Below are 24,521 nucleotides of genomic sequence, written 5' to 3' on the forward strand. Positions count from 1 at the left end.
GAATGAACTCCATCACCCGACCGGCAGACGGCCGGATCGAGCTCGAGATCGGCGGCATGACCTGCGCGTCCTGCGCGAACCGGATCGAGCGCAAGCTCAACAAACTCGACGGCGTCACAGCGACCGTCAACTACGCCACCGAGAAGGCACGCGTCGACTACGTCGGCGATGTGTCGCCCACCGACCTCGTCGCCACCGTCGAGGAGGCCGGATACACCGCGTCACTTCCCGCACCACCGGCCACCACCGGATCCGAACCCTCCGCGGAACCCGATCCGACCGCCGCGGTACGCCAGCGCCTACTGGTCTCACTGGTCCTGAGTGTCCCGGTGATCGCGATGGCCATGGTTCCGGCCTTCCAGTTCCCGAACTGGCAGTGGCTCTCGCTGACCCTTGCTGCTCCGGTCGTCGTGTGGGGTGCCTGGCCGTTCCACAAGGCCGCCTTCACCAACCTTCGGCACGGTGCCGCCACCATGGACACTCTCATCTCCATCGGCACCCTTGCCGCACTCGGCTGGTCGATCTACGCCCTGTTCTGGGGCACAGCCGGAACGACGGGTATGACGCACCCGTTCGAGTTCACCATCGCCCGCACCGACGGCTCCGGCAACATCTATCTCGAAGCCGCCGCCGGGGTCACCACTTTCATCCTTGCGGGCCGGTACTTCGAGGCCCGATCCAAGCGCAGCGCCGGCGCAGCGTTGCGGGCACTGCTCGAACTCGGCGCCAAGGAAGTCTCGGTGCTCCGCGACGGTGTCGAGCAACGGATACCGGTCGACGAATTGAGTGTCGGCGACGAGTTCGTGGTCCGCCCCGGCGAGAAGGTCGCCACCGACGGCATCGTCGTCGACGGCTCTTCCGCGGTGGATGCCGCGATGGTCACCGGCGAATCGGTGCCGGTCGAAGTCGGGCCCGACGACCAGGTCGTCGGCGCCACCGTCAACGTGGGGGGGCGCATCGTCGTGCGCGCCAACCGCGTCGGATCGGACACGCAGCTCGCGCAGATGGCCGCGCTCGTCGAGGACGCCCAGACCGGCAAGGCCCAGGCGCAACGGCTGGCCGACCGAATCTCCGGAGTCTTCGTTCCGATCGTGATCGCCCTGTCGGTCGGCACTCTCGGGTTCTGGCTCGGCACCGGCGGCTCGGTCGCAGCTGCGTTCACCGCCGCCGTCGCCGTGCTCATCATCGCCTGCCCCTGCGCCCTCGGGTTGGCGACACCCACCGCACTGATGGTCGGTACCGGTCGCGGTGCCCAGCTCGGCGTCCTGATCAAGGGCCCCGAGGTCCTCGAATCGACCCGCCGCGTCGACACCGTCGTTCTCGACAAGACCGGCACCATCACCGCCGGCAAGATGACCCTGGTCGACGTGGTCGTCGCCGACGGCGAAGACACCGGCGAAGTCCTCCGTCTGGCAGGAGCCCTGGAGGACTCCTCCGAGCACCCCATCGCACAGGCAATCGCCAAGGGCGCCCGCGAGAAGGTGGGCGACCTGCCGACGGTGGAGCAGTTCACCAATGTCGCGGGACTCGGCGTACAGGGCACCGTCGACGATCATGCCGTACTCGTCGGACGTACCCGGCTACTCGACGACTTCGCTGCCCATCTCCCCGCCGAGCTCGACGACGCCATGAAGACCGCCGAAGCCGACGGCAGGACCGCGGTCGCTGTCGGCTGGGACGGAACTGCGCGTGCAGTGCTCGTGGTCGCCGACGTCGTCAAGCCCACCTCTGCTGAGGCGATCGGCCAGCTGCGCGATCTCGGGCTGACGCCGATCATGCTTACCGGCGACAACACCGCCGCCGCCCGGGCCATCGCAGGTCAGGTGGGAATCGACGAGGTGGTTGCCGAAGTTCTGCCGTCCGAGAAGGTCGACGTCGTCAAGCGCCTGCAGGACCAGGGCAAGGTGGTCGCCATGGTCGGTGACGGGATCAACGACGCTGCCGCGCTCGCCCAAGCCGACCTCGGATTGGCGATGGGCACCGGTACCGACGTCGCGATCGAAGCAAGCGATCTGACGCTCGTTCGCGGCGACCTGCGCGCCGCCGCAGATGCGATCAGGCTTTCCCGTCGTACCCTCGGCACGATCAAGGGCAACCTGTTCTGGGCCTTTGCGTACAACGTCGCCGCACTGCCGCTCGCGGCGATGGGTCTGCTCAACCCGATGATCGCCGGCGCCGCGATGGCCTTCTCGTCGGTGTTCGTGGTCAGCAACAGTCTGCGGCTACGCCGATTTCGCTCCACCGCACGATAGGCATAATCGACGATGCGCCACATGACAGCCGGATTCCAGGAGGACACAATGGCCACCCCCACCCCCGCGGCCACACCATCGGATGTTCCCGCGGCCGACTGCCATGAGCACGCCGGTCACGGATACATCACCGAGAAGGATGCTTATCTCAAGCGACTCAAGCGCATCGAGGGCCAGGCCCGTGGGCTGCAGCGAATGGTCGAAGACGAGAAGTACTGCATCGACATCCTCACCCAGGTCTCGGCGATGACCAAGGCTCTGCAGGCCGTCGCGATGGGTCTGCTCGAAGATCACATCAGTCACTGCGTAGTCGACGCTGCGGTAGCCGGCGGACCGGAAGCGGACGAGAAGATCAAGGAAGCAACAGACGCCATCGCCCGGCTGCTTCGCTCCTGAACTGCAGCTTTCCTCCGGTCCTGAGGGTTTCCGTTGGTTCTGAGCGAGCGGAAACCCAGGTATGTGGAGGAAGGTTCACCCACAATGACCGAAGGGCGCTTCCGATTTCGGAAGCGCCCTTCAACTGTGGAGCCTAGGAGATTCGAACTCCTGACATCTGCCTTGCAAAGGCGCTGCAGGTAGGCAAGTGAACCACTTAAACAGCCATCTACCTGCATAAATACATGGGCATACCTCTCTGTTGAACAGCCACACTTCCGGTCGAATGTGGGCAACATATGGGCAGAAGCCCCTCACAGGCCACTGCCAAGCAGGCGGGTCGAACCGTGGATAGAGACAACGGGGCCAAAAAATGCACCCACGCTAACGTATTATCCACCGAGTGGACGTTCCCGGATCGCTTTCAAGAGGTTTCCTTCCCAAGGAAGTGCCTCCTTGCTTCTCATCATCGAAGTTTGCGAAAAATATTGGTTCCATTTCCACTCCATCGAGCAAAGAATGGGTGCAACCCGTTCGCTTTAGCGTAACTCGCGCGGGCGGGGTGCGCAGAACGCTGGAGATACCGAACCCTTTCAGCCATTACTACATTTCCGTCGAATGTTCTAATAATTGGGATACTCTACGCCGCCTTACGGCTCGAAGTGAAATTTCCCTGAGTCGACCATTACGCGGTGGAGAGGAGCGGTCACTTCGCTACCGCACTCCCATGTCGAAATGGGGGCGCACGCTCATCTCAAAAATGCCGGGAGGTCGCGTAACCCTTAAGACCGATATAAGCCAGTTCTACTCTTCAATCTATACTCATGCGGTTGATTGGAGCATCCGCGGAAAATACCAGGCGAAAAAGAAAATTCAAGCGAATGGCCTGGGGCCCAAGATCGATAAACTACTTAGGAATTCTCGCCACGGGCAAACGATCGGATTATCGGTAGGCCCTGATACTTCCTGGCTTATCGCGGAGGTCGTCTTAGCGAGAATTGATTCAGAATTAGCGAAGAAGTTCCCTAAGACAGTGCGTCGCAGCGCTCGATTCGGTGACGACATGACGGTGTACGCAACCTCAATCGGCGAAGCCGAAGACGTTCTTGCGACATACCAAATGTTACTCCTTGAATATGAACTTTCCGTTAATCCAGTAAAAGTAACTATCGTAGACGGACTTGCTCCGGTAGAAGCCGAATGGGTCCGAAAACTAAGATCCCATCGTTATCGGGATGATCGAGACTTCAATCTCACCACCGACGTAATTGATATATTTGATACCGCTTTCGAAGAACGTGCAAAGTACCCCACTCAGGCTGTACTAGGCTATGCGATCAAGCGCTGCAACCCATTCCCTGCAGGCGAGGATAGCTGGTTGGTATATCGCGATCTGGTATTAGCTTCGATTGGATTGGAACCCAGCGCACTCCCACAGGCCCATGCTGTACTTGAGTTCGCCCACAGGCACGGGTTACTTGTTGACAAGTCACGGGTTTCGGAGATTTTGAACGAGCTCATTATTGATCACGCACGACTTGAGCACGGATTCGAAACAAGTTGGATGCTCTACATGATACAGTCTCTCAACCTAGAGCTTGATTCTGAAGCTGCACGCCAAGTCTCAGAAATGTCCGACAATTGCTCACTGATCATCCTTCGCGACCTGTGCGAAAATTCACGCAAACTGCAACGCAGCGTGTCCTTCGAAAACGCTGTCCGACGCGCTGAACGCAGCGGATCACTCAGTTCCAACGATTGGCTTCTGGCCTACGAATACCGGCACAACGGTTGGTGCAGACCAAATAAATGGGACGACAGCACAGCCTGGAAAGGACTCCACCAAGCCGGTGTCGAATTCTATGTAAAGACTTCCTATCCGTCCAGCAAGATGCTGCGCCGAAAAAGGCCCAGCTTCGTACCATCATGGCGATATGGACCGTTGTAAAAAAATACAATTTCACCTCAATTAAAGACGCCCGATCAGCCATGATGACCGTTACTTACAGGGCTTCACAGCGCGGCCCAAATCCACATGTCCGACGGTTCATATCAGGTAATCATCTGGCAGATTTTGATGCCAGAATTGCGCATCCGCAGACAACCACGCCGACACCATGTCCGAAATGGTACATATAAGGGCTTGCGAACTTCCGGAGACTCGCCCAGAACGGGTTGACCGGCAGGCTGCGCGTCTACCTAATACAACGATTCCGTCGAAGGTGCCGAAGATTCCCATTCGCGAGTGAAGGCACCTTCGGCACCTTCGCCGGCATCTTGGGCACCCTCGTAAACCCGAACTGGTTCAAGAGTCCACACCCAACCCTTGTTGAAACCGTCCTTGCCGGTACGGACACCAGCCTTCTTCCGCGCCTTCTTGACCGCGTTGTCCGACAGGCCCGCCGCCCGCGTCACCTTCAGAACATCCCCTGCCGGCGCTGATCCGCCGCAGTCGATCAAGTAGTCGCGGATCACTGCGGTGATCTCGTCCCGCTCATCCATCTCGCCATCAACGCCACTCAGCAGCTCTCGCGCATCGCGAGTGGTCTCCCCCAACCACTTCAAGACACCCACGTCAGCCGGACCATCGTCGGTCTCTACCGACGTCGACACGATCGTTGATTCCATCGAGCGCGTCCGCGGCGCAAGGTTGCCCTTCGTGTTCGTGACGATCAGATTCCCCGTGTCGTCATCCTTCGCCACCGACAACACCGACCGCGCCACCTGCGACCACGCGATCGAGCCGAGAATCAACTTCCCGGTGTCGGTACCGTCGCGTTTGCCGAAATGGCAGAGCCCGAGCACGACACAACCCTGCCTTGCAGCGAGCTGCGCGAGCGGCTCGAGATACGAGCGCACCGCACGATCATCCTTACCTGACAGCTCCGACGACATGCTCGATGTCGCCGCATCGAGAACGACAAACGCGACCTGGTGCTGCGCAATAACCTTCTCGAGCGTCGCGACGTCCAACGGCAGGATCAACGTCCCCGAATCCGTGTGCGCAGTCTCGACATCAACAAACAACACCCGATCCATTTTCGCCCCAGCCGCTTTCAATCGCGGGGCGACGGTAAACTCACGAGAATCCTCCGAATGGATGTACAGCACATTCCTGGGAATGCCGTGTAGTTCGCCAGCGAGCGTGCCACAGGTGATCTGCGCGCAGATCTCCGCCGCGATCGTGGACTTGCCGAGCCCCTCGCGGCCGGCGAGCAGCGTCAGCGACCCGGCCGGGATCCAGTCCTCCATCACCCACCTGACCCGCTGCATCTTCACGTCCGAACCGCGGGTGACCTTCAACCGGCGAGCCGCCTGACCACCACCCAGGTCGACAGGCTCGAAGTCGTCGAGTCCGTGACCGGCAGCAATGTGGTCGGCCGCGTCCTTACCGGTCCTCGCCACCACGATCGCGGCACCAGCAGCGATCGGTTCGACCAGCTCGTGGACCTGCAACGCGTGCCGGCGGCCCGGCTCGTCGTCATCGGCGACGATTACGACCGTGTGGCCGGCCAACGGCGACCAGTCGAACATGTGAGCCTTGCCCGCACCCATCGCCGAACACGCCGCGACGCCGCCGGCTGATTCGATGGCGTGCACATCCTTCTCTCCCTCGACGACGTACACCGTTGTGCCCGTGGGTACCTCATCGAGTCGTTCGACGCGGTACAGGTCGCGTCCTCCGGTGTTACCGGACTGGCGGAACTTCTTGCGGCCGCGGTCGTCGTAGGTGCGGTGCACGGTACGCCCGTCGCGGTAGCGGTATCGAGTGCCAGCAGGATCGTCGAACAGATCGCGCATCGCCAGGCCTACAGCGTCGAGCACAGCCTGTTTGTCGTCGGCGTGGCTGTTCATCAAGACTTGTCCGTCGATCTGGCGGAACGTCACCGACCGATCCACTGCGGAATGGCCGGGGGCCTGCGCAGATGCCGTGTTGCGCGCGCTGTCCTTCCACACCAAGCCTTGATCGTGCCAGCGCTCCCGAAGCCGATCGAGCGCCGTCATCTCCCCCACCATCCACGGTCCAGCATGTTGCTCATTCGAATCTGCCTCTCTCTGGGAATCGAGGCCGGGAATCCGCAGACTCCCGGCCTCGCACTTCTCCGAATCCTCGAACTTCGTTGTTCAGAAACGGCTTCGGACTTCCCTACCGAGCACGACGAGTTCCGCACGCTCGGCAAGGATCCGGCGACGGAGCCGGTCGATGTGTTCGTCCCTGAACATCGGGATCCGGCGGTATTCCTCGCGTAGACGTCCCGACCTGATCGCGGCGGTCTCGAGTTCACCGAGCGTCCATCCGGACGCGTTGATGATCTCGTCGTACGTTGCGCCAAGATCCGAGAGCAAAGTTTCCGCCTCGATGATGGTGTAGCTAGACTCGCTCATTGCAGGTTCCCTTTCTGTGAGTTGGTATCGACGCCGCAAGTGGGATTCAGGAGTGGCAGCTCCCCCACAGCGGCGTCGTTCAATTTCTGGAGTCACGCGGCACCGGACTGGTCGTCAGTGCGCGTCATCAGACGAGACTCGACGTACTCCTCGATATCGGTCCAGCGGTAGAGCACCCGCTTACCGTCGACCTTCACGAACTTCGGACCGACACCCTTGTAGCGCTGCGTCGCCAGCGAAGCCACGGTCGTGCGCATGTACGCGGCGACCTCCTTGAGAGTTCCGAGAGGTGAGTTTTCGTTGACAGCCATTGAGCATCCTTTCAATCACTCAGCGATGGTTTCGATCGATGCACGATCAGAGTGCATGTCCATCCCTTGACTGTCAATACCATCTAGAAACGATGGAAAGGATCGTTTACCCTTACTGCATGAGCGCCCCGCAGAAGAAGAATCCTCTCGGACCGACCGGCCGCACCGTCGCCGCGAACGTAAAGCGTCTCCGGACCAGACACGGATTGGCCTACACCGAGCTGGCTGCGAAACTCGATGAACTCGAGCGGCCGATTCCCACACTCGGGCTCCGGAAGATCGAGAGTGAGGAGCGGCGCGTCGATGCTGACGATCTCATCGCGCTCGCACTCGCTCTCGGCGTTCACCCCAATGCACTGCTGCTCCCACCGACGAAAGATCCGAATCACGTCGTGACGATCACCGGTGCGGGTCCCCGGCCTGCGTTGGATGTGTGGATGTGGGCCGAAGGGGACGCTCCGATCATCTACAGCCACACGCCCGACCATGTCCCCGAGAAGGACCGGGCTGAGTACGCAACGGCAGCATTCAGGACGAACTCAGCCCCAGAGATGCAGGACTGGACGAAGGATCCGAACGTCAGAATCGGCGACCGGTCGACCGATGGCGACGATTGAGCCATACGACACGGCAGCCGGCCGCAGGTACCGAGTCCGCTATCGCACACCCGATCGCCGGCAGACCGACAAGCGGGGATTCAAGACCAAGCGAGACGCTGACGCGTTCGCGGCGACAGTCGAAGTCCAGAAGCTGACGGGTTCCTACATTGCGCCGTCTGCCGGCCGCATCACGTTCGGCGAGGTCGCCGAGGAGTGGATCGTCGCCAAGGTCAACCTCTCGAAGTCCACCGCAGCGCGATACCGCTCAGCGCTCGACGTCCACATCTTGCCCAGCTTCAAATCCGTACCGATCGCGGACGTCACCCGTGAGCGACTGCGACGCTGGGTCTCGAGGATGTCGGAGACCAGCTCTGCAGCAACCGTGCAGAAGAACGTCAGTGTGGTTTCGCAGATCCTCGCCCAGGCCGCGACGGACTCGCGAATCCTCGCGAACCCGGCAGTCGGTCTCGACCTTCCCCGCATCGACCACGAGGAGCGGCGGTACCTGACGGCTCAGCAGGTCTCGCTGCTCGCCAACGCCGCCGAGAAGAACGCACTGTTCGTCTACGTCCTCGCCTACTGCGGCCTTCGATTCGGTGAAGCTGCTGCACTCACGGCCCTCGATGTGAACCTCGACCGCAGCCGACTGCGCATCCACCGATCTGCCACCGTCGTCGACTCGAAGATCGTGGTGTCCACCACGAAGTCCAACCAAGCGCGTGATGTGCCGGTCCCCGGCTTCCTCCTCGAGATGCTGAGCAAGCGCATCGAGGGAAGATCCGACGACGGACTCGTGTTCCCCGACAGCCGCGGCGGATACCTCAGGTCGAACAATGTCCGCCGACGATGGTGGGACAAGGCTGTAAAGGCGTCTGCAGTCCCGCAGGGGCTCACTCCGCACGAGCTACGCCATACGGCTGCGTCACTGGCAATCACGGCCGGCGCGAACATCAAGACGCTGCAGCGCATGCTCGGCCACAACAGCGCTGCCCTCACCCTCGACCGGTATGGACACCTGTTCGACGACGACCTCGGAATGGTCGCCGAAAGCCTCGATAGACTCGCCCGTCCGCACGTCGCGTGAACCAGCCTTTCTCGTGAGAGAGCGATACGGTGCGATGTGCCCGAAATAGCAAGCCGCCGCCGTTCCCAGCCACCGCCACCGCACGTGGTCTATGAGGCGATCACCGAACCGGACCGGGACCCGATGCGGCCTTGGCTGACCCTGAATAAGGACGAACAACGCCCGGTCGTCCTCGATGCCGTCGAGCCCGATCTGGTGGTGTGGAGCTCGCTGTGGCCGTCACGTCCGGACGCCCGGATCCGATTCGATCTCACCGGCGGGCATGGAGGCACCATGTTGCACTGGACGCTTTCCGTCGACGATCCCGTCCCGGACGACGACACGATCGTCAGGATGAGAAAGAGGATCAACGAACTGATCAACGCGAACCTGCGCTTCACGTTCGGGCAGTAGGACCACCCCCAGATCCACCGGATGTGGGCAAATTGTGGGCAGAAACGAGCGAAGAGCGCTTCCCGGTCTCCCGGAAAACGCCCTTCACCTGCACTAACTACTGTGGAGCCTAGGAGATTCGAACTCCTGACATCTGCCTTGCAAAGGCAGCGCTCTACCAACTGAGCTAAGGCCCCGTCCGCCGAATTACCGGCCGGGTACCTCGTGCCACTCATCCTCGCTCCGGAGCATCCGGGCGATTCCGAAGGCCACCAGAACTACCGTTCCCACCACGAGGAGAAACTTCATTCTGCTGCCCTTTCAGCACGGGGAGTGGGCCTAGGAGGACTTGAACCTCCGACCTCTTCGTTATCAGCGAAGCGCTCTAACCGCCTGAGCTATAGGCCCTCGAACCGAGATGGAACACTACCCCACCGACCCTCGCAGAACAAAATCGCATCGGCGGGGCAGCATTCCTGCATTTCAGTCCGGGTCGGCCAACGTGACCTGAACTCCACCGACGAGGTCGCTGCAGAGGTTGTAGATGAACGCACCGAGCGTCGCAAGGGCGGTCATCAGCACCATGTTGGCGAGGCCGATCACCGACGCGTAGCCGAACACCTGACCGACACTGATAAGTCCGTCACTACCGGTTTCCGAGACGAGGTCGGTGAACGCGCTGTTCAGCCGCTCCCACACTCCCATACCCGCCAGCACGCCGTACAGCAATCCCACCGCGATCATCCACACGAAGAACAGCGACAAGGAAATCAGCGCGGACACCTTGAGCATCGACCACGGATCTATGCGGCGCATCTGTACAGTCGCCCTGAGCGCATCGCCGGTGGTAGGTGCCACGACCACGGGACTCGCATGCGGAGTGTCCACCGCGACCGCCGCCTCGGGGGTCGGATGCTTGACGCTCGACAGGTCCGGCAGATCCTTCGCGAGGTCCTTACGCTCGATGTGCCGGGTCGGGCCGTCGATCACCGCGGACTTCGACTTCGCACCGGCCCGACCGGATCCCTGCCCACCGCCGGTCGTGGACGCGGCGGCTGTACCGGTGACCACAGGGCGCGTCGGCGCTGTGCCACCCTTCGCAGGAGCAGCACCACCCTTCGCGGCAGGTTTACCCACGGCAGGCTGCGGACCCGATGCGGGACGCTGAGAGGCGCCTGCTGGGCGATTCGCGGTCTTTCCCAGGCCTGGCCCGACTCCGGGGAGATTCGTCTGTGGGGTGCTCTGCTGAGACGTGTTCTGTTGCGCAGCACCCTGCGTGTCGGCAACCGGCTGCTGGCCGCGCTGCCACGGCGGTGTCTGACCCGACGGCCGCGCAGTCGGGTTCGAACGCAGCGCCGGCCGTGTCGCCTGACCCTCGTCGGGCGCCTGCTCGCCCTTACCTGAGTTCGCTGCGGGCTCCGGCGACTTCGCTGACTTCTGGGTGGGAGGGGTCTCCGGCGGCTGCGGGTTCCCGGAATCTGCTGCGGCCTTCCCGGCGGGCTTCTCCGACTGAGCGGCCTCCGGCTTCGCAGCGTCACCGGCGGGCCTCCCCTTCCCGGGCGCCTGCTTGTCAGCGGCCGGGCCACTCGGGTCGGTCTCCACCTCGCGTCCGTTCCGATCCTCGGGCTTCCGGGCGGATTTTCCCTGGTCGGATCCGTTCGGCCCCTGGGGAGTGCTCACTTACGACTCCTTCGATTCGGATGCGTCGATCTCCTCGGGCTCATCGGCGTTGCGTGCAATCGCAAGCAACGTGTCGCCGTCGCCCAGGTTCATCAAACGCACACCCTTGGTCTGTCGGCCTGCCTTGCGTACCTGCTTGGCACCGGTACGAATGACGCCGCCGCCGGACGTGATCGCGTACAACTCGTCATCGTCCTCGACGATTCGTGCACCGACCAGGGTGCCACGTCGCTTGTCGTACTGGATGGTCAGAACACCCTTGCCTCCGCGACCCTGAACCGGGTAATCCTCCATCGGCGTGCGCTTCGCGTAGCCACCGGATGTCGCGACCAGCAGATACGTGCCATCCTTCACCACGTTCAGCGACAAGAGTTTGTCCTCGCCGTTGAATCGCATGCCCTGGACACCGGACGTCGCGCGACCCATCGGACGCAACGCCTCGTCGGTCGCCGCAAAACGGATGGACTGACCCAGCTCCGACACGAGCAGCAGGTCGTCGTCGGAGGAACACAGCACGGCGCCGACCATCTCGTCCTCGTCGCGCAGGTTGATCGCGACGATGCCACCCGATCGGTTCGAATCGAAGTCCGACAGACGCGACTTCTTCACCAATCCGTTACGGGTGGCGAGCACCAGATACGGCGCGTCCTCGTATGTCTTGAGGCGGATGACACCCTGGATACGCTCGTCCGGCTGGAATGCCAGGAGGTTCGCGACATGTTGGCCGCGGGCGGTGCGGTTCGCCTCGGGAAGCTCGTACGCCTTCGCCCGGTAGACACGACCCTTCGTCGTGAAGAACAGCAGCCAGTCGTGCGTCGACGTCACGAAGAAATGCTTGACGATGTCGTCCTGTTTGAGGTCGGCACCCTTGACACCCTTGCCACCACGCTTCTGCGATCGGTACAGGTCGGTGCGGGTGCGCTTGGCGTAGCCGGTCTCGGTGATCGTGACGACAACATCCTCGCGAGCGATCAGATCCTCGTCGGCCACGTCGCCGTCGGCGGGAACGATGCGGGTGCGACGCTCATCACCGTACTTCTCGACGATCTCCATGAGTTCGTCGCGGACGATCGTGCGCTGCCGCTCGGGCTTGGCGAGGATGTCCTTGTAGTCGTCGATTTCGCGTTCGATCTCGGCGAGATCGTCGACGATCTTCTGTCGCTCGAGAGCCGCAAGGCGGCGCAGCTGCATCGCCAGGATCGCGTCGGCCTGGATATCGTCGACGTCGAGCAACTCGATCAGGCCGGCACGAGCGATGTCGACGGTCCGCGACGCACGAATCAGGGCGATGACCTCGTCGAGCGCGTCCAGCGCCTTGACCAGACCGCGCAGGATGTGGGCGCGTTCCTCTGCCTTGCGCAGCAGGTACCGGGTGCGCCGGACGATGACCTCGATCTGGTGGGTGACATACAGCCGGATCATCTGGTCGAGGCGCAGCGTGCGTGGCACTCCGTCGACGATCGAGAGCATGTTGCAGCCGAAGCTCGTCTGCAGCTGCGTGTGCTTGTACAGGTTGTTCAGCACGACCTTGGCGACGGCGTCGCGGCGCACCGTGACGACGATGCGCATGCCGACGCGGTCGGACGACTCGTCGTGGATATCGGAGATACCCGCGATCTTCGCGTCGCGGACCTGTTCCGCGATCGACGTGATCAGATTGTCCGGATTGACCATGTACGGCAACTCGGTGATGACGATGAACGACCGGCCCTTGGCATCCTCTTCGATCTCCACGACGCCGCGCATCTTCACCGAACCACGTCCGGTGGTATAGGCGTCGTGGATGCCCTGCGAACCGGTGATCAGGCCTGCCGTCGGGAAGTCGGGGCCCTTGATGCGCTCCATGACCGCCGCGAGCGTGGCTTCCTCATCGGCCTCGAAGTTGTCGAGAGCCCAGTAGACCGCCTCGGCTACCTCATTGAGGTTGTGCGGGGGAATGTTGGTCGCCATACCGACCGCGATACCGCCCGAACCATTGATCAACAGGTTGGGGATACGGCTGGGGAGTACCGTCGGTTCCTGGGTACGACCGTCGTAGTTCGGCTGTAGATCGACCGTATCGTGGTCGATCTCCCGCAGCATCTCCATCGCGAGTGGCGTGAGCCGGCACTCGGTGTACCGCATGGCGGCGGCACCGTCGTTGCCGCGGGAACCGAAGTTGCCCTGTCCGTCGACGAGCGGGTACCGCAGAGACCACGGCTGAGCGAGCCGCACCAGGGTGTCGTAGATCGACGAGTCGCCGTGCGGGTGGTAGTTGCCCATCGTCTCCGCGACCGCACGCGCAGACTTCACGTAGCCGCGATCGGGACGGAAGCCGTTGTCGAACATCGCGTACAACACGCGGCGGTGAACGGGCTTCAGACCGTCACGCACATCGGGGAGGGCGCGGCCCACGATCACGCTCATCGCGTAATCGATGTAGCTGTTCTGCATCTCCTGCTGGATGTCGACCGGCTCGATGCGGTCGTGCCCAGCACCCTCCGGCGGCAACGTGGTGTCGGTCATGAGCTCCTTCTTCTCCTCGGCTCGAACGTCCGATCCGAGCTCAGGCCCGACGAACGTCTCGCAACCACCCGAGTCTATAGGTGCAGGTCAGCTACCGCCTCCAAGGACAGGCACTTTCTCCGGACACCCGATCACCGAGGTGAGGGCCCGCGCCGTCATCCACACCCCCGGAATGAACGGCTGCAGGCCCGAATCCCTTACTGGGCCACCGGCTGATGCAGCTTTCGCAGTGCGTACTCGGTGACGGTGACAAGTGCCTGCTTCGCGGATTCACGCGAGCGAGCATCGATCGACACGATCGGTACCTCGGGAGAAATGGCCATGGCCTGGCGGATGTCTTCGAGGGGATAGCGCGGGGCATCGTCGAACTCGTTGATCGCGACGATGAACGGGAGGTTGCGCGCTTCGAAGAAATCGACAGCGGCGAAGCTCTCGTCCAAGCGTCGGGTATCGATCAGCACAATCGCGCCGATGGCACCTCGGATGAGGTCGTCCCACATGAACCAGAACCGATGCTGGCCCGGCGTACCGAAGAGGTACAGCACGAGATCTTCGGCCAAACTGATTCGGCCGAAGTCCATCGCCACGGTCGTGGTGGACTTCTGCGGCGTTGCCGCAAGGTTGTCGACGCCGTCGCTGGCGTTCGTCACGAGCGCTTCCGTGCGGAGCGGAACGATCTCCGACACCGCCCCCACCAGCGTGGTCTTGCCGACACCGAATCCGCCGGCGATCACGATCTTGGTCGAGGTCACGCGCTTCGTAGCGTTAGAGTTCGCGAAGTCCACTGAGGACCCTTTCAATCAGCTCACGACGCTCCGCGTCGCTCGAATCGTCTTTCAGCGTGGCCAGGATCTGTACATGCCCGGCTTCGACGAGGTCGGCTACGAGCACGCGTGCCACTCCGAGCGGCACACCCACCCTTGCCGCAATCTCAGCGACAGACGGGGATTCCTTGCACAGTTCCAAGATCGTGGCGTTGATGTTGTCCAGATCCCGGGCCCGACTGTCCGTTCCCGGAATTGCTTGTATCAAGGCTTCCAACGCCAGTTCGACCGCAGGACTGGTGCGTCCCGAAGTCAGCGAGTACGGCCGGACCAGACTCGGCTGGTCCGGCACCGACTCCGGCTTGCGCGGTTCCATGGCCACCTCGACGTCAGGACCCCAGGCCGACCCGAGGCGTCGCCTCGACCGACGCACCCACGCGGTCGACCAGGAGCGCCATCTCGTAGCCGACCTGTCCGATATCACATTCCGAAGCGGTGAGTGCAGCGAGATGCGAGCCATCGCCGACGCTCATGAGCAGCAGGTAACCGTGCTGCATCTCGACGACGGACTGCAACACTCCGCCACCGTCGAACAACTGCGAGACGCCGTTGGACAAACTTGCGAGTCCGGACGTCACCGCAGCGAGCTGCTCGGCACGGTCGACCGGCAGATGTGCGCTGGCAGCCATCAGAAGCCCGTCGGCCGACACGAGCACCGCATGCGAGACACCGGGGACTTCGCGCGCAAAGTTGGAAACCAACCAGTCCAAAGGACGAGCTACATCGGATCCATGATCAATGTTCATCGAACTCCCTGTTCGTTGTTCTCGCGATTACTTGTTGTCGCCGAAGCGCGACCATTACGGACACCCTGCTGGTGGCGACTGAGATTGGCCCGAATGGATTCCGGGTCACGACGTCGGAGTGCGCGCTGTTCTTCGGTCACAGGCTGGCGCACAGCACCCGGGACGAGACGTTCGCCCGGCGCGCGACGGGGTAGACCGGAGGTGGTGTGTTCCTCCACCGGGACTTCCGCAGCGCGCTGCGCTGCCTGCCATCCGGAGTCCGCAGCCGAATGCCACTCGCGCTTCCGACGATCCTCGGGGAGGTTCGTCGGATCGACGAGCCAATCCGACATCATGTCGGAGAAAATCGGGTTGCCGGCAGCGGAGTGCGGTTTCAGTGAACCCGCATCCGGCCGCGGCTGGAAGAACGACGCAGTCTTCGCGGAGTTCGTTCGGTAACGATGCCGAGCTGCGTTCTGCGCATCGGCCTGCTCCGACACCGAACCACCGTCGGCGATGCTGGCCGGCCGGGCCGCGGACTGCGGGATCCGCGGTGACGAACCCGGCTGCCGACGCGGGAGCCCGAACGCCCCCCCACGACGCTTCTCTCCGCTGGGCGGCGGCCCCGCCTGCAGCGGCGCGACTCCCGGTGTCGCACCGGGATGCCGCTGCGGCAGACCTGTCGAGGTGACCTGAGCCGGTCGCGCGTCCTGCTCGCCACGGGCCGGCTGGGTGGCACGCCCACCCGGCTCCGCTTGCCCGTCCTGGTTCTGCGACTGCAAACCCGGTGTGGCACCCGGCTGACGCTGCGGCAGACCGGGCGTGGAACCGGGGTTGCGCTGAGGAAGACCAGCCTCGGGCGCATCGTGCGGTGGCCGTACTGCCCGCACCGGAACGCCGGGGGTTGCACCGGGATGCCGCTGCGGAAGTCCCGGGGCTGGGGCTGCCGGGTGTCCCTGATCGGAAAGGCGGTTCGGTGGATGCTGGTCCGATACCGGACGACGCTGAGGAAGACCCGGCTCAGGAGCCGGCGGGGTCTTCAGAGCGTGAGCTGCGTGGCCGGATTCTCCGTTCTGCTCGCCTTGGTTCTGGGCTTCCTGATCCGGGGCACCGGATGGCGTCGATGTACCTTGCTGGTCTTGCTGGTCGCGCTCGAGGTGTGCACGACGCCCGTTCTCGGCATTCGGGTCCGCGGGGGTGCGGTTGGCCCGCGATGGAAGCGCCGAGGCGAGCGCTGCCGCGGCGTCCGGTTGGATACGACGCGGAGCCTGCTGGCCATCCGGCTGTGGCAGACCCTCTGTCGAGCCGGGACTGCGCTGCGGAAGACCAGGAGTCGAACCCGGCTGACGCTGCGGCAGACCCGGCGTTGCTCCGGGACGACGCTGCGGAAGACCTGTCGGCGCCTGCTCACGCGGCGGATTCGGCTGCCGAGGTGGGGCGACCGGAGCGGACGCAAACCCCTGCGGCTGAGAATGTGGCTCCGGCCGTTCGCGATACACCGGCTCCGACTGCTGGAACCCTGCCGGGAAGGTGTCCGGGCGACGAATCTCCGTGAGCTGGTCGTCGGCGCTCGATTCCTGACGCGAGTCGGCACGCACCGGCAGGTACTCCGGAATCGCCTGCGAGTGTTCGGGGTCCGGTGCCGTGTCGGCACCCGGCGCGGGCAGAGCAGAATCACCCGGCGCGGGCAGAGCAGAATCCTGCTGCTGCTCGACGGAGGCATCCTCCGCCTCGGCATCGACGACGACCGGACTCGGCTGTGCCAGTGCCAGCGGCGACATGAGCAGGACATCCGGAATGTGGACGCTCGCGGTGATACCGGGATTCCGCGCGGTGTCGAATGTCGGTCGCAGGCGCACGGTGAGCCCGTGGCGATCTGCAAGACGTGAGGTCACGAACAGACCCATGTGACGAGCGGTGTCCGGGCCGACCTCGCCACCCTGCCGGAGCCGCTCGTTGATCGATTCGAGTTCGTCGGACGGGATGCCGATACCGCGGTCGGCGATCTCGACGAGCAGACCACCGTCGACGGCCCGCGCAAAACTGAACGTGACGGTGCTGTCCGGCGGAGAAGCGCGCAGCGCGTTGTCGACCAACTCAGCAAGCAGGTGGACGATGTCCGTCGCGACTGCACCACTGAGCGCACCGTCGGGAGTAGAACCGATCTCGACCCGCTGGTAGTCCTCGACCTCGGACATCGCTGCACGCAGGATGTCGCCGAGCTGCACCGGAGCCGACTGTCCACGCCGCATACGGGTACCGGAGAGAATCAGGAGGTTGTCGCCGTTACGGCGCATACGTGCCGCAAGGTGATCGAGCTTGAACAAGCTCTCGAGACGGGACGGATCTTTCTCTTCGTACTCGAGTAGTTCGATCAAACTGAGCTGCTGCTCGACGAGCGACTTGCTTCGACGAGCGAGCGTCTCGAACATGTCGTTGATCTGCAGACGCAGATGAGCCTGCTCGCCGGCGAGACGAAGCGCTTGACCGTGCATATCGTCGACCGCCCGGGCGAGCTGGCCGATTTCCTCGGTCGTGTGCACCGGCACGCGAGTGAACTCGATGTCTTCGATGCTGTCGCCGACCTTGATCCGGTCGATCGCCTCGGGAAGCTCCTGTCGCGCAACCTTCAGCGTGCCGTAACGCAGGGTACGAATCGGGCCGACCAACGACCGCGACACGAGCAGCGCGAGAATGAGGGCTGCGAGCAGTGCCGCGAGCACGATTGCGGTGTCGCGCAGAGCGGCCGAACGGGTCTCCGCTGCGCGATCCTCGACCGTGGTGGTGATTCGTTCGGTGGCCTGCTCGATGATGGACCCGTAGATCTCGAGGCTTCGCAGCAGCGACGCGCGCAGCTCCAGCATCGGCATCGGGCCTGCGGCAGCTGCGTCGATCATCGCGGCGCGTTCGGCCACCGCGTTGCGCAGTTCAGTGACTCGGTCATCGGCCGCCGGGTACGAACGAGCAAGGTTCTCGAGCATCGCGAGCTCGGAACCGGAAGCGGAAACCAGTTCGTTGCCAGGGTTATTGGGATCCTCGAGGATCGCCACCATGCCGAGCACCTGGTCGAGCAGGTAGCGCTGCGCGGCCCAGGCATCGACGAGCCGGGCTCCTTCGGTGAGGACCTCTTCGTTTTCGATCGGTTGGACGATCGCGTCGACGATGTCGGAGAGTCCGATACGCACGACATTCGCGCGGTCGTACAACTCGGAGATCTGAACTTGACCGGCCTTGAGCTGATCTCGAAGGGTTTCGCCGGCGATCAGTATCTCGGTGAGATCCGCCGCGATGTCCGAATCCATCTCAGGTGCCGACGTGACGGCCCGTACGCGGGTGAGCGCGTCGTCGAGTCGGTCGACTTCTTCGCTCGTGCTCATGCCCGCGGCGGTCGAACCTGCCAGGGTACCGAGCGCGGTTTCCAAGTCGACGAGATCGGGGACGTGCGCGACCTGATCCGCGGCTTCCGAGAAATGGATCGCGTTGGTCAGTTCGTTCTCGACGCGAAGGACACCGAGGACCACCGCCACTGTTACGGGAACGGCAAGAACTGCGGTGACCTTCCTTCGAAGACCCCACCCCTCGATGTTCCACCACCGCTGCCGAGGCGGTGACTCGTCACTCATGTGTTTACAGCTCTCCTTCCAACCCGTTCACGCCGGGCGACGAGCATCCACGGACAACCCACTCGACCGGGTGAGCATGATTTCCGCCGGAATACAGTCGAACGAGACGTTTCTGGGTGAGGGCACCATAGCGGGACATACCGGGGATATGGAAGATGGGTTTCCACATACGCCGGATATCCCTTTCATGCCCTGTTCGGCAGCCACGCATACGGGTGGCCTCAGCGAGTGTACTCATGGGTAACTGCAAAATGTAAGCGGTATTCGTCCGGATTGAGAGTATCAGGACGGCCTGTGACATGATTTATCACACATCACAGGCCGTGTCGCGCCGAGAATCCGCTATTCGCAGTGTCGCGCTGAGTATCCTCCCGAGCTCGCCCGATCACACGTCGAGGAAGCGCACATCCTTCGCGTTACGCGTGATGAAGCTACGCCGAGCCTCGACATCCTCCCCCATGAGCACACTGAACAACTCGTCGGCCGCAGCGGCATCGTCGAGGGTGACCTGACGCAGGATGCGCACGGTCGGATCCATCGTGGTCTCCCACAGTTCCTTGGCATTCATCTCGCCGAGGCCCTTGTAGCGCTGGATACCGTCGTCCTTGTTGATTTTCTTGCCGGCCGCGAGGCCTGCCTCGAGAAGCCCGTCCCGCTCGCGATCCGAGTAGGCGAACTCGGCCTCTGCGCGCTGCCACTTGAGCTTGTACAGCGGCGGTTGCGCCAGGTACACGTGGCCGTGTTCGACGAGTGGACGCATGAACCGGAAGAGCAACGTCAGGAGCAACGTCGCGATGTGCTGTCCGTCGACGTCGGCGTCGGCCATCAACACGATCTTGTGATAACGCAGCTTCGCGATGTCGAACTCTTCGTGGATGCCCGTGCCGAACGCCGTGATGATCGACTGGACTTCGGCGTTCTTCAGCACGCGGTCGATGCGTGCCTTCTCGACATTGATGATCTTGCCGCGCAGCGGGAGGATCGCCTGGTACATCGAGTCGCGGCCGGACTTCGCCGAACCACCGGCGGAGTCGCCCTCCACGATGTAGATCTCACACTTGCCCGGGTCCTTCGACCGGCAGTCCGCGAGCTTACCTGGCAGGCCCCCGATATCGGTGGCGCTCTTGCGGCGCACCAACTCACGTGCCTTACGTGCTGCGACCCGGGCCTGAGCCGACGACACCGCCTTGGTCACGATCGTCTTCGCGTCGGCCGGATTGGCTTCGAGCCAGTGCGAAATGTGCTCGTTGCAGGCCTTCTGCACAAACGACTTGACCTCGGTGTTGCCGAGCTTCGTCTTCGTCTGGCCCTCGAACTGCGGCTCGGCGACCTTCACCGAGATGATCGCGGCAAGACCCTCGCGGATGTCGTCACCGGTGAGGTTCGGATCCTTGTCCTTGAGGAGCTTCTTCTCTTTCGCATATCGGTTGACCACACTCGTGAGCGCAGCACGGAAACCCTCCTCGTGCGTACCGCCCTCGTGGGTGTTGATGGTGTTGGCGAAGGTGTGCACAGACTCCGAATAGCCCGAGTTCCACTGCATCGCGAGCTCGAGCTCGTGACCGGTGCCCTTCGCGGTGAACCCCACCACCGAGTTGTGGATCGGTGCCTTGGTGCGGTTGATGTGCCGGACGTAGTCCTCGAGTCCACCCGGGTAGTGGTACACGCGGGTCTTGGTCTTCTGCACTGAGGGTTCGGCAGCCTCGATCGCCTCGTCCTCGGCGGTCTTCGGCGCTTCGGCGGTCCCGGCGACGACCTCGTCGGTGACCTCTTCGGGGAGGACCCGCTCGTCGGTGAGCGTGATGGTGAGCCCCTTGTTGAGGAACGCCATCTCCTGCAGGCGCCGCGCCACGGTCTCGAAGTTGTACTGCGTGGTCTCGAAGATCTCGTCGTCCGCGAAGAACCGCACCGTCGTACCGGTGTGCTTGGTCGCCTCGCCCTTGATCAGCTCACCGGGTTTCGAATTCGTGTAGGTCTGTTCCCAGTGGTGTCCGTCGACATCGATCTCCACCTCCAGCTTGGTGGAGAGCGCGTTGACGACCGAAATTCCGACGCCGTGCAAGCCACCCGACACCGCGTACGCGTCGGAGTCGAACTTGCCACCTGCGTGGAGCTGGGTGAGTACCACCTCGACTGTGGGGGCGCCCGATGCGTGCATACCGACCGGAATGCCACGACCGTCGTCGACGACCTCGACGCCACCGTTCTCGAGCAGAGTCACCTCCACCTTGGAGGCATAACCCGCCATCGCTTCGTCGACCGAGTTGTCGACGACCTCCCAGATGAGGTGGTGAAGACCACGCTCTCCCGTGGAGCCGATGTACATTCCGGGTCGCTTACGCACCGCCTCCAGGCCCTCGAGGACGGTGATGGAAGACGCACCGTAGTCACTTTTGTTCTTGTTCGACTTCTCGGCAGCCACGGGTGGGTAGCTCTCCTTTTCCGCCTCGGCCTCGCACACATGCGCGCGGCGCATTCTTGTCCATTCTACTTGGCCTGAGCTCAGATGCCCCCGGCGACACAGAGTGCGGTTGCCGCACCGCTGACGTCCTCACAGTCGGCTCCGCGCGGATCAGCGAAAGTGAATTCCTACGTCGCCGGGATTTCGACGCGCGCACGCAGAACGTGACAGCGTCTACCCGTAGGTGTCGCGGGGACCGCGGCCGCGGATGTGTCGCTCGCCCTTGCGCCAGCTCGGAGCGGTCGGACCGGTGATCCTCAGTTCCTTGACCACGCCGTGCCCCACCGACGCCGCGACCTTCGCAAGTATCTGTGATTGGATCATCCGAAGCTGCGTCGCCCATGCGGTCGACTCCGCCGAGACGTGCAGGATCCCGTCGCGCAGCGTCGTGGGTTGTGCATGCGCGGCGATGTCCTCGCCCACGACACGCGCCCAACTGCCCAGCACCGTACCTTCCGACACATGCGCGGACCAGCCGCGCTGCTTTGCGATCGCACCCGTCAACGCACCCAGCCGCTGAGGGTCGCGGTCGTCGGGTCCGGGACCCGACCATCCCCGCTTGCGGCGACGTGGTCGCACCCGGCCGCGCGAGGCACGCCCCTGTCCGACCGATTTGCCACTTGCCTTCGCGGCCGCTCGAGCCTCCTCGAGCGCACGGCGTGCAAGATCCACTCCGCGGAGTTCCGGCTCTGCCCTGTTTCCATTGGAACCAACGGGATCATCGTCCGTCATCGGCTACCTCCCCGACCGATTCTCCTCGCACCGCCGTACCCAATGCGGAGATACGGCCACGTTCGGTCTCCTCGGCGTGCACCGGGAATCGAGTACCGGCCAGCTCGGACGGCACATCCTCGGGTACCGCCGCCGTGATGAGGACCTGTTCCGCGCTCGCTGCGACCGAGGCGAGCGCGGCTCGGCGACGACGGTCCAACTCGGCAAACACATCGTCGAGCATGAGCACCGGATCCGTACCGTCCGATCGGAGCAGAGCGAACGCACCGAGACGCAGCGACAGAGCGAACGACCAGGACTCCCCGTGACTCGCATACCCTTTCGCAGGCTGATCACCGAGGATCAACTCGAGATCGTCGCGATGTGGGCCGACCAGGCACACGCCCCGTTCGATTTCCTTGGAACGCATCTCCGACAGTCTCTTCAGGAACGCGACCTCGATCGACTCGCGGTCGTCGTGCTCGGGCACACGCGCGGGATCGGCGAATTCTGCCGGTAACGCATCGCCGAGACTACTCCGATACCGCAGGGCAGCCGGACGCGATTCCGGGGCGATGGATCGGTAGGACTCGACCACGTGCGGCGCGAGGTCATGCAGCAACACGATCCGCGCGGCGAGCAACTCCGAACCGTGCGCCGCGAGATGTCCGTCCCACACATCGAGCGTCGCCAGAGCACTCGCACCATCGCTCGAGCGCGCCCCCCGGCGGAGTGCGCCCCCGGCGGTCTTGAGCAACGCCGAGCGTTGACGCAGAACCTTGTCGTAATCCGCTCGAACCCCACCGAGACGGGGGAAACGGGTAGTGAGCAGTTCGTCGAGAAACCGTCGACGGTCGCCCGGATCGCCGCGCACGAGCGACAGGTCTTCGGGCGCGAACAGCACCGTCCGGAGGATCCCCGCGATCTCCCTCGGTCTCCTGGCCGGCGACTGGTTGATCCGGGCCCGATTGACCTTGCCGTCGTTGATCTCGATGTCGATCCCGAGTTCACGTCCGCCGTTGACGACCACGGCACCCACGAATGCTCGTGAGGCCCCGGCGCGCAGCAGAGGGGAATCGGACGACACACGATGTGACGACAGCACCGAGAGGTATCCGAGTGCCTCGAGGAGGTTGGTTTTGCCGTGTCCGTTCGGTCCGACGAAAACCGTTGGCCCCGGGGTCAAATCGGCCGACGCGGACTCCCATGACCGGAAGTCGCGCAGCGCGAAGGTGCGAACGTACACGGTCCGTCCACTTTCTGCTCGCCGGTCAGCCGGGCAGACGCACCGGCATCAAGAGGTAGGTGTAGGCGCTGTCGGGGGCAGCGAACGTACCCGACTCGTCGGGGACGGGTTCCTCGTCGGTGGCCGGACGCAGCACGGCCGGGCGACTCGACGTGGTGAACCCGAACGACACCCTGTCGGTGTGCATCGACGTCAGACCATCGAGTAGGTAGCCCGGGTTGAATGCGATGACCATCGGTTCGCCGAGGAACTCGGCCGGATGCGATTCCTCGGCTCGTCCTGCGTCGTCGCCACCGGCCGAGAGCAGCACGCTGCCCTCGCTGAATTCGAGGCGGACCTGAGCACCGCGTTCGGCGACCAGAGCGACACGCTTGATCGCCTCGACCAGAGGCGCGATCTCGACCGTGGCCATCGCGGTGTGCTCGTTCGGGAGCAACTGCCGAAACTTGGGGAATTCGGCGTCGAGAAGACGCGTGGTGGTGCGGCGGCCATCTGCGACGATGCCGAGCAGACCGTCGGCACCGATGGAAGAGCCACTGCCGAGTGCCAACTGGACAACCGGACTAGACGCTCCACCAACAGTTTTCGCAGCTTCGGACAGGGTCTTGGCAGGCACCAGCACGGCCGAGTTGGTGCTCTCACCGGTGGGCATCCACTCGAGCGTACGCACCGCGAGCCGGAAACGATCGGTGGCGGCGAGCACCATGTCGGTGCCCTCGATCTCGACGCGGATGCCGGTGAGCATCGGAAGGGTGTCGTCCTTGCCGGATGCAACTGCGACCTGACCGATCGCCTCGGCGAACAGATCGCCCGACAGCGCCCCCGTCTGCTGCGGGAGCTCGGGTAGTTGGGGGTAGTCCTCGACCGGCATCGTCGGCAGGGAGAACTTCGCGCTACCGCAGGTGATGAGCACCCGGGTGCCGTCGAGGACGACATCCACCGGCTTGTTGGGGAGGGCGCGGGTGATGTCGGCAAGCAGTTTGCCCGACACGAGCACCTTACCCGGAGTGATGATCTCTGCGGGGACGTGCACCTGCGCCGAGACCTCGTAGTCGAAGCCCGAGACGGTCAGGCCCTGTTCCTCGGCGCCGAGCAGCACTCCGCCGAGCACCGGAACCGGTGGGCGCGACGGGAGGCTTCGTGCCACCCATGCGACAGAGTCGGCGAAGTCCTCGCGAGCAACACGAAACTTCATGCTTCCAAGCTCCATCGCCCGGGGGATCCTCTCTCGATCGTGGTCATCGACAAGTCCGACGAGTCTGACACACGGCCCCGACTTCACCGCTCGGCGACTCCACCACTCGGCGTCGGGGTTGCTGCTCCACGGTAGGCGTTCGAGCTCCGCTTGGAAAGCCGGACATCGCCTT

At 63.4% G+C, this 24,521-nt stretch carries 19 protein-coding genes and 2 tRNA genes; 6 read left to right on the forward strand and 15 right to left on the reverse strand.

The annotated features are described in order from the left end of the window. Positions 1 to 2: 2 nt before the first annotated feature. The 3 genes from ACZI8W_RS06350 to ACZI8W_RS06360 all read left to right on the forward strand — a co-directional run bounded on the left by ACZI8W_RS06350 (position 3) and on the right by ACZI8W_RS06360 (position 4,575). Positions 3 to 2,252: a heavy metal translocating P-type ATPase gene (locus ACZI8W_RS06350; RefSeq protein WP_463367652.1), complete on the forward strand. Its 2,250-nt coding sequence runs from the start codon at positions 3 to 5 to the stop codon at positions 2,250 to 2,252. Between the two features lie 48 nt (positions 2,253 to 2,300). Beyond that, a complete protein-coding gene (locus ACZI8W_RS06355) occupies positions 2,301 to 2,648 on the forward strand; it encodes a metal-sensitive transcriptional regulator (protein WP_463367653.1) in 348 nt (115 codons plus the stop codon). Positions 2,649 to 3,030: 382 nt separating this feature from the next. Then, positions 3,031 to 4,575 carry an RNA-directed DNA polymerase gene (locus ACZI8W_RS06360; RefSeq protein ID WP_463367654.1) on the forward strand — a complete coding sequence of 515 codons (1,545 nt, stop codon included), beginning with the start codon at positions 3,031 to 3,033 and terminating at the stop codon, positions 4,573 to 4,575. Between the two features lie 251 nt (positions 4,576 to 4,826). Here ACZI8W_RS06360 and ACZI8W_RS06365 read toward each other — a convergent pair whose 3' ends face one another. From ACZI8W_RS06365 to ACZI8W_RS06375, 3 genes are all read right to left on the reverse strand, one after another. After that, positions 4,827 to 6,632, reverse strand: coding sequence for an AAA family ATPase (locus tag ACZI8W_RS06365; protein ID WP_463367655.1), 1,806 nt, complete (start codon positions 6,630 to 6,632; stop codon positions 4,827 to 4,829). A gap of 120 nt (positions 6,633 to 6,752) precedes the next feature. Then, on the reverse strand, positions 6,753 to 7,013 hold the full coding sequence (locus tag ACZI8W_RS06370) for a hypothetical protein (RefSeq protein WP_463367656.1): 261 nt from the start codon (positions 7,011 to 7,013) through the stop codon (positions 6,753 to 6,755). 92 nt (positions 7,014 to 7,105) lie between these two features. Further along, a complete protein-coding gene (locus ACZI8W_RS06375; RefSeq protein ID WP_463367657.1) occupies positions 7,106 to 7,324 on the reverse strand; it encodes a helix-turn-helix transcriptional regulator in 219 nt (72 codons plus the stop codon). Positions 7,325 to 7,443: 119 nt separating this feature from the next. On the opposite strand from ACZI8W_RS06375, the gene ACZI8W_RS06380 reads away from it, so the two are divergent. Genes ACZI8W_RS06380 through ACZI8W_RS06390 form a run of 3 tightly spaced genes read left to right on the forward strand, consistent with a single transcriptional unit; the run spans position 7,444 to position 9,400 of the window. Beyond that, complete coding sequence (locus ACZI8W_RS06380; RefSeq protein WP_463367658.1) at positions 7,444 to 7,941, forward strand: helix-turn-helix domain-containing protein; 498 nt, start codon at positions 7,444 to 7,446, stop codon at positions 7,939 to 7,941. Then, positions 7,928 to 9,007, forward strand: coding sequence for a site-specific integrase (locus ACZI8W_RS06385; protein ID WP_463367659.1), 1,080 nt, complete (start codon positions 7,928 to 7,930; stop codon positions 9,005 to 9,007). Before ACZI8W_RS06380 ends, ACZI8W_RS06385 begins: the two co-directional genes overlap by 14 nt. A gap of 36 nt (positions 9,008 to 9,043) precedes the next feature. Then, positions 9,044 to 9,400, forward strand: coding sequence for a hypothetical protein (locus ACZI8W_RS06390; protein ID WP_463367660.1), 357 nt, complete (start codon positions 9,044 to 9,046; stop codon positions 9,398 to 9,400). 103 nt (positions 9,401 to 9,503) lie between these two features. Here ACZI8W_RS06390 and ACZI8W_RS06395 read toward each other — a convergent pair. The 12 genes from ACZI8W_RS06395 to dnaN all read right to left on the reverse strand — a co-directional run bounded on the left by ACZI8W_RS06395 (position 9,504) and on the right by dnaN (position 24,364). Continuing rightward, a tRNA-Ala gene (locus ACZI8W_RS06395) sits at positions 9,504 to 9,576 on the reverse strand. 137 nt (positions 9,577 to 9,713) lie between these two features. Then, positions 9,714 to 9,787 (reverse strand) — tRNA-Ile (locus tag ACZI8W_RS06400). A 75-nt stretch (positions 9,788 to 9,862) separates the two neighbouring features. After that, on the reverse strand, positions 9,863 to 11,059 hold the full coding sequence (locus tag ACZI8W_RS06405; protein WP_463367661.1) for a DUF3566 domain-containing protein: 1,197 nt from the start codon (positions 11,057 to 11,059) through the stop codon (positions 9,863 to 9,865). After that, positions 11,060 to 13,564: a DNA gyrase subunit A gene (gene gyrA, locus ACZI8W_RS06410; RefSeq protein WP_463367662.1), complete on the reverse strand. Its 2,505-nt coding sequence runs from the start codon at positions 13,562 to 13,564 to the stop codon at positions 11,060 to 11,062. Positions 13,565 to 13,761: 197 nt separating this feature from the next. Next, a complete protein-coding gene (locus tag ACZI8W_RS06415) occupies positions 13,762 to 14,316 on the reverse strand; it encodes a GTP-binding protein (RefSeq protein ID WP_054715879.1) in 555 nt (184 codons plus the stop codon). A gap of 13 nt (positions 14,317 to 14,329) precedes the next feature. Beyond that, positions 14,330 to 14,704: a DUF742 domain-containing protein gene (locus ACZI8W_RS06420; RefSeq protein WP_054805600.1), complete on the reverse strand. Its 375-nt coding sequence runs from the start codon at positions 14,702 to 14,704 to the stop codon at positions 14,330 to 14,332. A gap of 13 nt (positions 14,705 to 14,717) precedes the next feature. Next, entirely contained in the window at positions 14,718 to 15,134 is a 417-nt protein-coding gene (locus ACZI8W_RS06425) for a roadblock/LC7 domain-containing protein (protein ID WP_054805599.1), read from the reverse strand. After that, positions 15,131 to 18,736: a sensor histidine kinase gene (locus ACZI8W_RS06430; RefSeq protein WP_463367663.1), complete on the reverse strand. Its 3,606-nt coding sequence runs from the start codon at positions 18,734 to 18,736 to the stop codon at positions 15,131 to 15,133. Before ACZI8W_RS06430 ends, ACZI8W_RS06425 begins: the two co-directional genes overlap by 4 nt. A gap of 385 nt (positions 18,737 to 19,121) precedes the next feature. Then, positions 19,122 to 21,158 carry a DNA topoisomerase (ATP-hydrolyzing) subunit B gene (gyrB, locus tag ACZI8W_RS06435; RefSeq protein ID WP_463367931.1) on the reverse strand — a complete coding sequence of 679 codons (2,037 nt, stop codon included), beginning with the start codon at positions 21,156 to 21,158 and terminating at the stop codon, positions 19,122 to 19,124. Positions 21,159 to 21,371: 213 nt separating this feature from the next. Continuing rightward, positions 21,372 to 21,929 (reverse strand): DUF721 family protein, encoded by a 558-nt coding sequence (locus tag ACZI8W_RS06440; protein ID WP_463367664.1) that lies wholly within the window; start codon positions 21,927 to 21,929, stop codon positions 21,372 to 21,374. Then, positions 21,916 to 23,154, reverse strand: coding sequence for a DNA replication/repair protein RecF (recF, locus tag ACZI8W_RS06445; RefSeq protein ID WP_463367665.1), 1,239 nt, complete (start codon positions 23,152 to 23,154; stop codon positions 21,916 to 21,918). The genes ACZI8W_RS06440 and recF overlap by 14 nt, the downstream gene beginning before the upstream one ends. Positions 23,155 to 23,179: 25 nt before the next feature. After that, positions 23,180 to 24,364 carry a DNA polymerase III subunit beta gene (gene dnaN / locus ACZI8W_RS06450; protein ID WP_463367666.1) on the reverse strand — a complete coding sequence of 395 codons (1,185 nt, stop codon included), beginning with the start codon at positions 24,362 to 24,364 and terminating at the stop codon, positions 23,180 to 23,182. Between the last annotated feature and the right edge of the window lie 157 nt (positions 24,365 to 24,521).

It is taken from the genome of Rhodococcus ruitaii (assembly GCF_055230935.1).